The organism is Sphaerospermopsis sp. FACHB-1194 (assembly GCF_014696235.1).
In the GTDB taxonomy this organism is placed as follows: domain Bacteria; phylum Cyanobacteriota; class Cyanobacteriia; order Cyanobacteriales; family Nostocaceae; genus Sphaerospermopsis; species Sphaerospermopsis kisseleviana.
Map to the genome: position 1 here is coordinate 16620 of NZ_JACJPU010000054.1, position 14531 is coordinate 31150.

The following is a 14531-nucleotide window of genomic DNA, read 5'->3' on the forward strand; positions in this document are numbered from 1 at the left end:
AAGCGACGCGGGATAGAGCAGCCTGGTAGCTCGTCGGGCTCATAACCCGAAGGTCAGTGGTTCAAATCCACTTCCCGCCACCAAATTAAAAACGAGACTCTATGAAGTTTTAAAGCTTTATAGGGTCTTGTTTTTTATAAGGAAATCCAGCGAACCAAAACCACTGAGAGAAAGTATCGAAGTTTGGCATTAATAAATCCGAAAAATTTACAGGTAAAGGCTTTTAGCTATTTTGACTTGTCCTGAGCGACTTGTACTGAGCCTGTCCTGAGCCTGTCCTGAGCCTGTCCTGAGCCTGTCCTGAGCGCAGTCGAAGGGCGCAGTCGAAGGGCGCAGTCGAAGGGCGGTGTCGAAGGGCGGTGTCGAAGGGCGCAGTCGAAGTAAGCCGAAGTGCTTTCAAAAAGTGCCAGCTTTTATGAGGTGGCAAGTGAAAAACCTTGCACTTAATTCCTACTTCAAGAAAAAATCGTTCCTATCCAACTCTTGAAACTGTCACCGTGGCGTAGCACCTGTCACCTGTCAAAAACTTAGGTTAGGGTGGGGAATGTGGGCTGTAAAGCAATATCCCTAAATTTCTCTTGCAATTTTTCCCAAGTCATACCTGCTAAACTGGGTAAAACAATGTGAGCATTTCCCACCCTTTCCGGTGGTCCCATACCCACCGCCCACATACCTGCGGCTAAAGCTGCATCTATACCTGCGGCTGCATCTTCAAATACTACACATTGCTGGGGAGGCAGTCCTAACTGCTGGGCTGCAAATAAAAATAAATCTGGTGCGGGTTTGGGTTTATGTACACTATAACCATCAGCGATCGCATCTAGTTTATCACTAATTCCCAGCTTTTCAACCACTACATGAGCGTTTTTACTCGCTGAACCCAGAGCTATTTTTAACCCAGCTTGACGCAAATCATCCAACAAAGAAACCGCACCCGGTAACAAATTATCAGGAGTGATATTTTCAATCAATTCCACATAGTAATCGTTTTTACGCTCCATCATCTCCTGGATCTGTGTATCAGAATATCGCCTATTACCAATAATTAACATCAGGGAAGCACGGCGAGAAATTCCCCGTAACGCCTCATTAGCTTGACGGCTAAAAAGTATACCTTCCTCATCCGCTAACCTCTGCCAGGCTTGATAGTGATATTCAGCCGTATCCGTTAACACACCATCTAAATCAAAAATCACACCTTGAATATTAGTAGCAGATGTTTTCCCAGTCCCTTTTTCCCGGTGTAAATCAAAATCATGCCATTTGCCACGCCAGTATAATTTAAACTTTAAGCGTGTCCAACCAGGAGGTAAATGGTGATGAGCTACAGGCTGATTATTTGTAAATTGAATACCTCCAAAACCAAAAACTACCGCTTGCCAAACGCCTCCTGCACTAGCACCGTGAATACCTTCATTCGCATTCCCCCGGATATCTTCCAAATCCACCATCGCCGCTTGCATAAAGCGTTCATAAGCTTTCTGGGTTTTCCCTAAATCTGCGGCTAATATCGCGTGAATAGCTGGAGCCAGGGAAGAACCATAAGTAATATCCGTGCGGGGGGCGTAATAATTCCAATTTACTTCTAAATTTTTTCTACTGTAAGGAAATTCCGCAGATTCCCGCATGAGATAAAGTATCATTAAAACATCAGGTTGTTTCAGAACTTGGTGTTTATTTGCACCTTCAATACCTAAAATGGCTTGCATTGACTTGTGGCGCGGTTCGTAGTCTGCTAAGTTAATATCATCTAACTGGAAAAATCCCTCACATTGCTCAACTAATCCCGTTTCTGGGTCGTAGGGAATCCAGATTTTGTTAATGATTTCTTGCCAATGGTTTCTGATTTCGTCAGTCAGGTGCAATTTCTGCTCTAGTTCCTCAGCGTATTCCGGGAAATTACGCCTTAATAGGTTATTGACTATACCAGCTTTTTCTAAATGCCATTGGACTATCCGATTAGTAAAACTATTGTTATGTACTAATTCATGGTATTCATCTGCACCTATAACACTACGTATTTCATAACGTTGAGTGTGAGAATTAAATTCAACGCGACTTGACCAGAAAATTGCGGTATCTAGAATTATCTCTGCACCATAATCTCTCAGCCATTCATCGTCCCCAGTCACTCGCCAATAGTACCATACAGCATAGGGAATAACTGAGCTAATATGAATTTCGCGATCGCGGCACCAAATACGCACATCCTCAGCATAATAATCACTCGGTAGCGCCCAGCGTGGTGTTACTTCATCCCCAGTCACCGCACTTTCCCAAGCGTACATTGCCCCTTGGTATCCATAATGAATCGCTTTCCGCCGCGCCCCATCTAAAGTATGATAGCGATAAGTAAGTAAATTCCGAGCTAGTGCTGGTTGAGTAAAGGTAAAAAATGGCAGAATAAAAATTTCCGTATCCCAAAAAATATGGCCGTGATAACCAAACCCAGACAAGGTTTTTGCGGGAATACTCACTCTGTCATCATCACGGGGAGCAGCAATGAGCAATTGAAATAAATTATAACGCACAGCAAAAGCGGCTTTACTATCTCCTTCAATGAGAATGTCGCTTTGTTGCCAAACCTCAGCCCAAGCTTGTTCATTCGCATCACGAAGAGTTATATAATCTGGTAACTGGGCGAGTTTTGACTGTGCGGCTAACACTGGTTGATCAACATCACGCGAGGTAAAAACAGTAACGAGTTTTTCTACGGTTACGGTTTGCTGTGGTTCAGAGAAAAAAGTGGCGCTGATGCTAGGATAACCTGGTGCGGTATTGATTTGCATAGCCGCTTCAATGCCTGAAATGGTCATTTTTGCAGCCATCCCGATATCAATATGGGAGTAACGGGTGCGACTGTGTAACCAAAAACCTTGGTCAAATTTCCCTTGATCTAGTCCTTCCCAGTGATTGAAACCTTTATTTTCTGGGTAGCCATTGATACTAGATTGTATTTCAATTAATCCATGAAAATCTACTGTGGTTAACTGGCAACGTTGCCCTAATACATGATGATCCGCTAAACTGGCAAAGCGTTCAAAGCTGATATCTATGGTTTTTCCTGTGGGACTGCGCCAACGTAGAGAACGGCTAATAACGCCTTGACGCAGGTCGAGTTCACGGTTGTACTGCAATATTGTACCTTGATCGAGACGAAAGCGTTCGCCATCAATCATCACTATCAATGGTAGCCAGTCTGGACAGTTGGCTAGTTCGGTATAAACTACGGGAACATCGTCATAAACACCGTGAATTAATGTAGCAGGTAATGCACGGGGATAGCTTTCTTCAAAGCTGCCTCTTGTGCCTAAATAACCGTTACCAATGGTGAAAATTGTTTCTCTAGCGTGTAATTTTTCAGGATTAAACTGGTTTTCTATTAATATCCAGTCTGTGTAGATGAAATCTTGTTGTTTTTCCATTTTTATTATTAAATATTACTAAATGAATGGATTTTTTCACGCAGAGGCGCAGAGGCGCGGAGGGAGAAAAAAGAGAGATATAGGGAGCATCCCCGTTGTGTAGTTTTTTTTATCTAACGATTGACAATTATCTTCGGCTTGTATCTTCGGCTTGATATGATTGAACCGCAAAGGACGCAAAGTACACAAAGGTAAGAGAGTTTCAGAGAGTTGTTGGTGTGGCTACGTTGATTTTTTTAAGAATTTTAGATTTCAGGTTTTTAAATGGGAAGGTATTGTTTTTGTGGTTGTGCGTGGGGGATAATTTTTTCTGCTCTTGGTTTATAAATGAGATAAAATAATGTTTCCATATATCTATCTCTGGCTTCGTTGTCTTCTGGGGCAATCAAGTTCCAAAAACTAAACATTTTAGCTAAGACTAATAATTGTTCATTGTGTAATTTCCAGTTGTATTTATTGCGAATTCTTTGAATCATCCATTGTGAAGTTTCTTGCCAATATTCTGGGTGGGATTCACATTTATCTAAAAAGTTGATAATTGTTTTCGCTGTACCTGCTAAATCTGTGGGATTGAGATGAAATCCATTTTGCCAATCTTCGATAATTTCTAATGCTCCACCAAATTTAGTGGCGAATGTTGGTAAACCAGAAATCATTGCTTCTAAAATGCTGCGGCCAAAGGCTTCATAAAGGGCAAAATGAACATAAATTCCTTGTTTATCGGCAATTATGCGATAAGCTTCACCGATTTTATTGCTAGGTAAGCGCATTCCTAACCAACGGATTTTACTTTGTAGAGTATACTGGTTAATAATATTGTGTAGTTTTTGGATTTCCTCTGCTTCTTCTAAGTTTGTGGCTTCGTCGGCATATAATTTGCTGGTTAATAAAATTAGGTGACATCGTGATTGTAATTCGTTACTTTTACCAAAACATTCCACTAACCCAGTCAGGTTTTTAATTGAGGTAATGGGTGCAACTGCAAAAATCGGTCTTTTGTTAATATCGTCTAATTTACCGAAAATGTGATCATCTTCTTGGTGAAATAATAGGTTTTGAATGTGTTGGCTTTCTTGAGGATTTCTTTTTTCTGTTTGGTTATAGGGAAAAAAGAATGTTTCACTGACTCCCGGAGCAACCATATTAAATTTTGGATTGAATAAATCAATGCCATCAATTACATGATATAATTCGGGCATTGTAAAACATTTGTAAGATTCATATTGCCCCATTGTGTCTGGTGTACCGACAATTTCTTGATAGGTTGAAGCAATGATAAAATCTGCTGCATTCATGCTAATTAAGTCTGCTGTAAATTGGGCAGAAAAGTGATATTTTTCTTCTAATTCTTGCCAATATAAGTTACTGAATAGGTTTTTCGGTTTTTCTAGGGAATGGGCTATATTACATTGAGTGACTTTTAAACTCCGGGCAAGGATAAAAGCAACTAAGTTACCATCGCTGTAGTTACCAATAATCAAATTTGGTTTACCTTGAAATTGCTCTAATAGTTCTTTTTCTGCATCTTGAGCAAATTTTTCTAAATAAGACCAAATTTCAAATTTGGAAATCCAGTTATTGGTAATTTCTGAATCAGAATTTGTGAAAGGAACTCGCAAAATCCAAGCGTTTTCTGTGTTGTTAACTTTTTCTAATCGCAGGTCACAAAATGTTCCTTGACAGTTGGGAATCAGGCGAGTCAGAATAATTACATGAGGTTTGATACCCAAGCAGTCCAGACCAGCAAGTTTAATTTCTTCTTGTAGTTTGTTTTCTAAGCTGCGTGCTTGTTCAAGGACGTAAATAACTTGACCTAATGTTTCTTCTCTTCCTAAAACGTCTTCTTGCGCTACCCAACCATGTATAGAAACAAGAACAACTCGAAAAACTGCGGGTATACGCGATACAAAGGCTTCCAGGAGGGAAGGTTGGGGGGTGTCGATGAGTCTTTGTAAGAGTTCTAGAGTTTCTTTGAATCGCGCTACATTGTTACCCCAACCAGCTTCAAAACCCAGTTGTTGCAGTTGAAAGCGAAATTCTGGGTAGGGTTGGTGAGGGGGAAGTTCGCTTAAAAAAGTAATGGCTGGTTTAATTTGTTTGGCAAACTGAATACCAGAACGAATGCGATCGCCAATTAACAACCGCATACCATTGTATTGTATTGCCTGTAATGCTTGAAACAATTTATCTAACCAATATTGGGGATCAGTAACAAATTGATTGCAGAGATAATGGTTAAGGAAAGTCAAACCTTGACCAATATTTCGGGGATCGCTAGTTCTTGGAGATGCTTGGTAAAATGGGTGCAGATCAATTTCTAGAATGTGAGATTGGTAACGATTGACTAAGCGATCGCTCACATCTAAAAATTCTTTAGGAGTTATTAAATCAAACTGAGTAAAATCTGAGGTTAGTTTCCATACTTCTTGACTAGCAATTCTCGGTCTAACTACAAACCAAGTATTTTCCCTTTCCAAAATTATTTCATGGGTGTAGTTAATAAGTGTTCCTAAAGAAGAAGAATGGTAAAAATAAGCCGGTTTTTGAGATTGATGACAATAATCTGCAAAAGCTTGCAAAATTTCATTTCTTAAAAAGTAACGTTGATCCTTAGTATCTAAAGTACAGAGAAACTGACGAATTTCAGTTTTTTCTTCACTGTTTAAAATAGCCTGAAATAATTCATACATAGGGAATTACCCAAATATAACACCCACAACCTCATTTTTCTCACCTTAAAAACCATCGTTTTAAAAGATGGGTTGGGTAAGGTGCATTTTCTCTGCGATTATAAATAAATTGTAAAAATTATCGCGTCTAACTCAAGAGTGAAACCATAAAGTAATTCCTGAGATAGAGAACAATATATTTAGTTAGATTTTTAGATTTCTGAGTATTAGTTATCCAAAACCCAGGAAAATAATAACCTTAAATCAGACCATAGTCACCTTTTAGCTAACTAGCACAAAACGTTATTTGATTCAATAGCTGCTAATTGCACTTTTGTAAACGCCTTGTGTGACACTATTTAAATAGGCATTTAAACAAGATACAAAAAATGCCATCCATTATAATTTCTTTATATAAAAATTGCCAACTTGGCTAAAATGACCGAAAAAAAAGAGTATTCTGCATATCAGAGATTGTTTGTGTTTCCTATTTTTTCTAATCACACAATTGACTGAGGTATTAACATAAATAACTTTTGATAACCTTAATGATTTAAGCATAGGCTACAGACCACTTGAGACCGCAGCTAATGTAAACCAAAAACTACAAATTTTATCAGGGCTAGTCATGAATTACCGAGTTTCTTCTTCTCCAGCTACCTTTGAGAATGTTATTACTCCTGACGAATTAAATCAGATTATTGAAGCGATTGCGGATGGGAGATATTCCTGGGCTTGTGTGTTGATTTTGCGTTTTATTGGCTATAATCCACTGCATTATATACCCCAGCGAACTTATAGCAGAATCATGAAAGAAAATAGCCAAGTGGTCACAACATCAACATCTACAACTAAACAGAAATTGCAATCTGTCAATAATGATCATCGGGGAACTTCATCTCAAACTTTCAACAATAACTAAGTAGGGGCAAACCCCCTGTGGTTGCCCTCTTGAGGCAGGAGGCAGGAAGCAGAAGTTATTAATTTTGACTTTTGATTTTTGACTTAATTCTATCCCTGTTCCCTGTTTCCTGTTCCCTATCAGTTTAGCATACTAAGTACGGTAGAGCCAAAAATTTTTGTTAATAATAATTTTTATGTTAGGCTAACTAACTATAGCAGGTCTAAATTAATAGTTTTTTGCCACACCTGCTCAAAGGCAATTCCCTGTTTAGTAGAAATATATAATAATACTATAGCTGCTGAACGTTTGGAATTATCACAATGTATCAACAGTGGTTTAGGGAGTTCCCTAATAACTTGAAAAATATGGTTTGCTGCTGGATGTGTGAGATTTGCAATTTTGGTAGGCAGATTAATATAGGATAATCCTAAAAGTTGACTTTTTTCCTGTTCATGTTGCCAGAAGCTTGGTTCATCTGAAAAACATAGATTTAGCACAGACTTATAACCATCATCAGCCAGTTGTTGTAGTTGATCTGGTGTAATTTGTCCACTTATTGCTAAATCCTGATTAATCTTTCTGACAATATTAATTGGCAGCACATTGTCAATCATAGTTTTTGGTGGAAATAATAATATTTTTGATGCCAACTCTATCTCCAACTAGGTATGAAAATTTAATGTAGGAATTTCCTAGACCCTTATTGTACAAATATTAACTGCTATCTATTCATAATCATTCAGCCATCGGTTTCCGTCGGTTTACTTCTGTACCTAAAATATTTAAATACAAAGATTGAAAAGAAACAGATGCAGATAACATTCCTGAAATTAAAATTTCTGAATCTTTGTTATTGCTGCTATTGGCTGATTACTGATTACTGATAGCTGAATGTTTACATCTAGTCATTAATCTACTCTTAACTTACAGCTAGAATTTGAGGAAGTTGTGAGGGTAGTTGACACTCTGCGTCCTCAAGGAGATTTACAGCAGATTGCAGATCAATGAGGTACAGAATCTAAATTGAAACCTATACACCAAGCTAGTTTTACTCCTGACTCCTGCTGTATATAGTTTTGTTAAACCCTCAAATATGAGTTTTCCTCACAAGTTCCTCAAATTTTCAGTTTAGTTTCAAGGTAGACACCAGGATACTGGAAACTAGGTAATGGGGACTGGTTACTGGGTACTGCTTACTGGGTACAATTTATTTCCACAACTTATTCCCTTTTACGAATTACCCAGAGTTGAGAAATTCTCAAAGGTTAATTAATATGAAAACCAGAACGTATGCCACCATAGACGGTAATGAAGCGGTTGCCAGAGTAGCCTATCCACTCAATGAAGTTATTGCTATTTATCCCATTACACCATCTTCACCGATGGCAGAATGGTCTGATGCTTGGATGAGTGAACATAAACCGAATATTTGGGGAACTGTTCCCACAGTGGTACAGTTGCAAAGTGAAGGGGGGGTTGCTGGTGCGGTACATGGTGCATTACAAACCGGTTCACTGACTACCACATTTACCGCATCTCAGGGATTAATGTTAATGATCCCGAATATGTACAAAATTGCTGGTGAACTGACACCTACAGTATTTCATATTGCAGCGCGATCGCTCGCAGCCCAAGCATTATCAATTTTCGGTGATCATAGCGATGTCATGGCTACTAGAAGTTCTGGTTTTGCCATGTTATGCGCTGCATCTGTGCAAGAAGCTCAAGATTTTGCCGTTATTTCCACCCGTGCAAGTTTAGAATCTCGCATTCCTTTCTTACACTTTTTTGATGGTTTTCGCACCTCCCACGAAGTAGATAAAGTAGAAACATTAACAACAGAAGATTTACAAAAAATCATCCCCATAGAATTAGTTATAGCCCATCGTTCACGGGCATTAACTCCTGATAATCCAGTATTAAGAGGAACAGCCCAAAATCCCGATGTTTACTTTCAAGCACGGGAAACAGTGAACCCATTTTATTTAGCTTGCCCAGATATCACTCAAAAGGTAATGGATCAATTCGCCGAAATTACAGGGCGAGAATATAAACTATTTGAATATCATGGAGATCCCCAAGCGGAAAGAATTATTATCCTTATGGGTTCTGGTTGTGAAACAGTCCATGAAACTGTAGATTATCTTAACAAACAAGGGGAAAAAGTTGGTCTAATCAAAGTTAGATTATATCGCCCTTTTGACACCCAAAGATTTATTGATACTTTACCAAAAACCACCCAAAGTATTGCAGTTTTAGATCGGACAAAAGAACCAGGTGCAACAGGTGAACCTCTTTATACAGATGTTGTGACTGCAATTCAAGAAGCAAATCCAAAATCTAAAATCCAAAATCTAAAATTGATTCTTGGTGGGCGTTACGGGTTATCTTCTAAAGAATTTACACCCGCAATGGTGAAAGCTGTATTTGATAATTTGACTGTGGAAACACCAAAGAATCATTTTACAGTTGGGATTAACGATGATGTCACCCATACTAGCCTAGAATATGACCCCGAATTTAACATTGAACCTGATAGCATAGTGAGGGCAATATTCTATGGTTTAGGTGCAGATGGTACAGTCGGGGCAAACAAAAATTCCATCAAAATTATTGGTGAAGAAACTGATAATTATGCCCAAGGTTACTTTGTTTACGACTCTAAAAAATCTGGTTCTGTTACAGTTTCCCATTTGCGGTTTGGACCTCAACAAATTCGTTCTACCTATTTAATCACCAAAGCCAACTTCGTCGCTTGTCATCAATGGGAGTTTGTAGAAAAATTCCCCATGTTGAAAGATATCGTTCCTGGTGGTACATTCCTGCTTAATTCACTTTATGACAAAGATGAAGTTTGGGATAAATTACCTGCTTCCATGCAAGCAGAGATCATTAACAAAAATCTCAAATTGTATGTGATTAACGCCTACAAAGTCGCACGGGAAGCGGGAATGGGCGGACATATTAACACAGTAATGCAAACTTGTTTCTTTGCTGTTTCCGGTGTTTTACCCAGAGAAGAAGCCATATCACAAATTAAAAAATCCATCCGTAAAACCTACGGGAAAAAAGGTGAAGAAATCGTCCAAATGAACATCCAAGCAGTTGATAAAACCTTGGATAACTTGTATGAAATCACCACCAAAGAAAAAACTACCCAATCACCAATCACCAGTCCCCAATCACCAATACCCGATTATGCACCTGTATTTGTGCGTGATGTTTTAGGGAAAATAATTGCCCGTGAAGGTGATGATTTACCAGTGAGTGCATTACCTTGTGATGGTTCATATCCTACAGGTACATCAAAATGGGAAAAACGCAATATTGCCCAAGAAATTCCTGTTTGGGACCCCAACGTTTGTATTCAATGTGGTAAATGTGTGATGGTATGTCCACACAGCGTTATCCGCAGTAAAGTTTATGAACCTGAACAATTAGAAAATGCCCCTGCAACCTTCAAGAGTGCAAATGCAAAAGAACATGATTGGCATGATTTAAAATTTACCATTCAAGTAGCAGCAGAAGATTGTACAGGTTGTGCTTTATGTGTAGATGTATGTCCAGCGAAAAATAAAGCCGAACCTAAGAAAAAAGCCATTAATATGGCAGAACAAAGACCATTAAGAGAACCAGAACGGGAAAACTGGGATTTCTTCTTAAATTTACCCAATCCAGACCGCCGCAATTTGAAGTTGAATAGAATTAATCAACAACAAATGCAAGAACCGTTATTTGAGTTCTCTGGTGCTTGTGGAGGATGTGGAGAAACACCGTATATTAAGTTAGTAACTCAACTATTTGGCGATCGCATGATCGTGGCTAATGCTACCGGTTGTTCATCCATCTATGGCGGTAACTTACCTACCACACCTTGGACAACAAATGCAGAAGGTAGAGGTCCAGCTTGGTCTAATAGTTTATTTGAAGATAACGCCGAATTTGGTTTAGGTTTCCGCGTTTCTATTGATAAACAAGCGGAAATGGCAGCCTATTTACTCCAACAACTTGCACCCCAAATAGGCGACAATTTAGTTACCCCAATTCTTAATTCTGAACAAAAAGACGAAGCGGATATTTACGAACAACGAGAACGGGTATCTATTCTCAAACATAAATTAGATGAATTGTTGAATAATCCCGATTTCACAAATCTCAAATCTCAAATCCAAAATCTAAAATCCTTGGCTGATTATTTAGTGAAAAAGAGTGTTTGGATTATAGGTGGTGATGGTTGGGCGTATGATATTGGTTACGGAGGATTAGATCATGTAATTGCTAGTGGTCGCAATGTGAATATTCTGGTATTAGACACAGAAGTTTATTCTAACACTGGCGGTCAAATGTCCAAATCTACCCCTAAAGGTGCAGTCGCAAAATTTGCCGCCGGTGGTAAACCAGCAGCTAAAAAAGACTTAGGTTTAATAGCTATGACCTATGGTAATGTTTATGTTGCTAGTGTGGCTATGGGTGCAAGAGATGAACACACATTAAAAGCTTTCTTAGAAGCAGAAGCTTATGATGGACCATCAATAATTATTGCCTACAGTCATTGTGTAGCTCATGGTATTAATATGGCTACAGGAATGCAAAATCAAAAAGCTGCTGTAGACTCTGGACGCTGGTTATTGTATCGTTATAATCCAAATCGTGCAGAACAAGGACAAAACCCATTACAACTTGATTCTCGTACTCCTAGAATACCAGTTGAAAATTCCATGTACATGGAAAATCGGTTCAAGATGTTAACCAAAATTGACCCAGAAAGGGCAAAAGAATTATTGCAAGAAGCCCAAGAAGATGTTAATACTCGTTGGCAAATGTATCAATATTTAGCCGCCAGAAAGTTACAAGAAACTCAACATCAAGAAACTGAAAGTAAGCCTGGTGAAAATCCTCACCCACAACCAGAATCAAATAGTAACCATAAGGGTGTAACAACATCCAACCGTTAAAAAAGATGGGTGATGGGGTGATGGGGGAAGTTAACCACCCAATCACCAATCACCAATCACCAATCACCAATCACCAATCACCAAAATTATGAACTTAACTACAACATATCTCGGTTTAGAATTAAAATCACCTCTTGTACCTTCAGCTTCTCCCCTTTCCCAAGAAGTTGATAACATTAAATTAATGGAAGATGCTGGCGCTGGTGCTGTGGTGATGCACTCGCTTTTTGAAGAACAATTAACATTAGAAAAATTTGAACTGCATCATCATTTAACTTACGGTACGGAGAGTTTTGCCGAAGCTTTAACTTATTTTCCTGAACCTACAGATTTCCGTGTTGGTCCAGAGGAATATTTAGACCATATTAGAAAAGCCAAAGAAAAAGTAGACATTCCTATTATTGCTAGTTTAAATGGTTCTTCTTTGGGTGGTTGGACTGAATATGGTAAACTGATGGAAGAAGCAGGAGCATCAGCATTAGAATTAAATATTTATTATGTTCCCACTGACCCAGATTTAACCAGCGCAGAAATTGAACAGAATTATATTGATATTCTCACATCTGTGAAAAGTGCAGTCACAATTCCTGTAGCTGTAAAACTCAGTCCTTATTTTACTAATACTGCCAATATTGCTAAACGTTTAGATGAGGCTGGGGCTGATGGTTTAGTATTATTTAATCGGTTCTATCAACCAGATATTAATTTAGAAACTTTGGATGTTGAACCTCACGTACTTTTAAGTACACCCCAAGCTATGCGTTTACCTCTACGCTGGATAGCTATTCTTTATGGTCATATTCAGGGTAGTCTAGCAGCCACTAGCGGTATTCACAATGCCCATGATGTGATCAAAATGTTGATGGTGGGGGCTAATGCAACGATGCTGTGTTCTGTGCTTTTACGGCATGGTATTGATCATATTCGTTCCTTGGAAAAGGATTTGCGGGAATGGATGGAAACTCATGAATATGAATCTGTTAAACAGATGCAAGGTAGCATGAGTCAACTTAACTGCCCTGATCCTAGCGCCTTTGAACGCGCTCAGTACATGAAAGCTTTGCAAAGTTACAAACCAGAATCGGGTAGACAGCTAAGAATGTCAACGCAGATGAGGTGATTGGGGATTGGGGACTGGGGACTGGGGAAGAAAATTTTAGATTTTAGATTTTAGATTTTAGATTGGAGTTGACAAAAACAATCCAAAATCCAAAATTCAAAATCCAAAATACATAACTCCTGACTCCTGACTCCTTGAACTCCTGACTCCTTGAACTCCTGACTCCTGACTCCTTGAACTCCTGACTCCTGACTCCTGACTCCTTGAACTCCTGACTCCTTGAACTCCTGACTCCTTGAACTCCTGACTCCTTGAACTCCTGACTCCTGAACTCCTGAAATCCTATGAAAAAACGTATCGGTATTCTTACAAGTGGTGGTGACTGTCCTGGTTTAAATTGTGTGATTCGTGCTGCTGTTAGTCATGCGACTCTTACATTTAATTGGGAAGTTGTCGGTATTCCTTATGCCACCCAAGGTTTATTAGAACGGCAAACTGTCCCCTTAAATATACATGGTTGGGATCTACGTGGTATTGATCCTTTAATTAATATGGGGGGAACGATTTTAGGTAGTATTAATAAAGGGGATACTTTAGCTGCTGCACCGGCAATTTTAGCTAGTTATGAAGCTTTGGGTTTAGATGCTTTAATTGCTGTGGGTGGTGACGGTAGTTTAAAGATTATCCATGAATTAGCAAATATGGGTAATTGGAATTTAGTTGCTATTCCCAAAACTATTGATAATGATGTAGCTTTAACAGAACGTGCAATAGGTTTTGATACGGCAGTAAATACGGTTGTGGATGCTATTAATCGTCTCACATTTACGGCGGCTAGTCACGACAGAGTAATGATTGTGGAAGTCATGGGACGTACTGCTGGCCATTTAGCTTTACATTCTGGGATTGCTGGGGGTGCAGATGTGATTTTAATTCCTGAAGTTCCTTATACTGTGAAGGGTATTTGTGAGCATTTACAGGAATTGCGCGATCGCTGGCGGCGTAAATTTGCCATCATTGTCGTTGCTGAAGGTGCTAATTCTAGTTTAGAAGATTTGGATAATCCTGCTAGTTGTTCTGTAGCTAAATGTGGTCGTGGTCAATATATCGCTGATCAAATTTCTAACTGTAGCAGCAATTTAATAGATACGCGAGTTTCTGTTTTAGGACATATTCAAAGGGGTGGTATTCCTTCAGCTTTAGACCGTCTAATAGCTACAGTTTTTGGTAAAAATGCCATTGATTTAATTGCCCAAGAAAAATATGATCAAATGTTAGCTTGGCAAAATGGAAATGTTGTCGCTGTCCCTATCCAAGATGCTTTAGATCAAAGTCCTGCTCTTGTTGATCCTAAATGTGATTTAGTCCAAATTGCTCACTCTTTAGGTATATATATAGGGGTTGCTGAGAAAGTCTTTCCGTGAGGGCATAGGAGTCAGGAGTCAGGAGTCAGGAGTCAGGAGAAGATTTGAAAATTTCTTTGCCATCTCTTGAAATCCCAAAAAATGCACACTTTTT

General features: G+C 38.9%; 7 protein-coding genes and 1 tRNA gene. 5 read left to right on the forward strand and 3 right to left on the reverse strand.

What is annotated here, in order from left to right:
- The first annotated feature begins 6 nt into the window (after window positions 1-6).
- Window positions 7-83, forward strand: a tRNA-Met gene (locus H6F45_RS22655).
- A 444-nt stretch (window positions 84-527) separates the two neighbouring features.
- Here H6F45_RS22655 and pgmB read toward each other — a convergent pair.
- Both pgmB and H6F45_RS22665 read right to left on the reverse strand, forming a co-directional pair.
- Window positions 528-3425 carry a beta-phosphoglucomutase gene (gene pgmB, locus H6F45_RS22660; protein WP_190348446.1) on the reverse strand — a complete coding sequence of 966 codons (2898 nt, stop codon included), beginning with the start codon at window positions 3423-3425 and terminating at the stop codon, window positions 528-530.
- A 260-nt stretch (window positions 3426-3685) separates the two neighbouring features.
- A complete protein-coding gene (locus tag H6F45_RS22665; protein WP_137668299.1) occupies window positions 3686-6115 on the reverse strand; it encodes a sucrose synthase in 2430 nt (809 codons plus the stop codon).
- 607 nt (window positions 6116-6722) lie between these two features.
- Here H6F45_RS22665 and H6F45_RS22670 point away from each other — a divergent pair.
- A complete protein-coding gene (locus H6F45_RS22670; RefSeq protein ID WP_137668298.1) occupies window positions 6723-7016 on the forward strand; it encodes a HetP family heterocyst commitment protein in 294 nt (97 codons plus the stop codon).
- Window positions 7017-7207: 191 nt separating this feature from the next.
- On the opposite strand, the gene H6F45_RS22675 is transcribed toward H6F45_RS22670, so the two are convergent.
- Complete coding sequence (locus H6F45_RS22675) at window positions 7208-7612, reverse strand: sulfur transferase domain-containing protein (RefSeq protein WP_199291268.1); 405 nt, start codon at window positions 7610-7612, stop codon at window positions 7208-7210.
- 660 nt (window positions 7613-8272) lie between these two features.
- Between H6F45_RS22675 and nifJ the strand changes: the two genes are divergently transcribed.
- From nifJ to H6F45_RS22690, 3 genes are all read left to right on the forward strand, one after another.
- A complete protein-coding gene (gene nifJ, locus H6F45_RS22680; protein ID WP_190348447.1) occupies window positions 8273-11953 on the forward strand; it encodes a pyruvate:ferredoxin (flavodoxin) oxidoreductase in 3681 nt (1226 codons plus the stop codon).
- Window positions 11954-12041: 88 nt separating this feature from the next.
- Complete coding sequence (locus H6F45_RS22685; protein WP_137667775.1) at window positions 12042-13073, forward strand: dihydroorotate dehydrogenase-like protein; 1032 nt, start codon at window positions 12042-12044, stop codon at window positions 13071-13073.
- Window positions 13074-13357: 284 nt separating this feature from the next.
- A complete protein-coding gene (locus tag H6F45_RS22690) occupies window positions 13358-14437 on the forward strand; it encodes an ATP-dependent 6-phosphofructokinase (protein ID WP_190348448.1) in 1080 nt (359 codons plus the stop codon).
- Window positions 14438-14531 lie beyond the last annotated feature (94 nt).

Coding starts and splice junctions, on each gene's coding strand:
- nifJ (WP_190348447.1), top strand. CDS start 8,273: ATGAAAACCAGAACGTATGCCACCATAGACGGTAATGAAGCGGTTGCC.
- H6F45_RS22685 (WP_137667775.1), top strand. CDS start 12,042: ATGAACTTAACTACAACATATCTCGGTTTAGAATTAAAATCACCTCTT.
- H6F45_RS22690 (WP_190348448.1), top strand. CDS start 13,358: ATGAAAAAACGTATCGGTATTCTTACAAGTGGTGGTGACTGTCCTGGT.
- pgmB (WP_190348446.1), bottom strand. CDS start 3,425: ATGGAAAAACAACAAGATTTCATCTACACAGACTGGATATTAATAGAA.
- H6F45_RS22665 (WP_137668299.1), bottom strand. CDS start 6,115: ATGTATGAATTATTTCAGGCTATTTTAAACAGTGAAGAAAAAACTGAA.
- H6F45_RS22670 (WP_137668298.1), top strand. CDS start 6,723: ATGAATTACCGAGTTTCTTCTTCTCCAGCTACCTTTGAGAATGTTATT.
- H6F45_RS22675 (WP_199291268.1), bottom strand. CDS start 7,612: ATGATTGACAATGTGCTGCCAATTAATATTGTCAGAAAGATTAATCAG.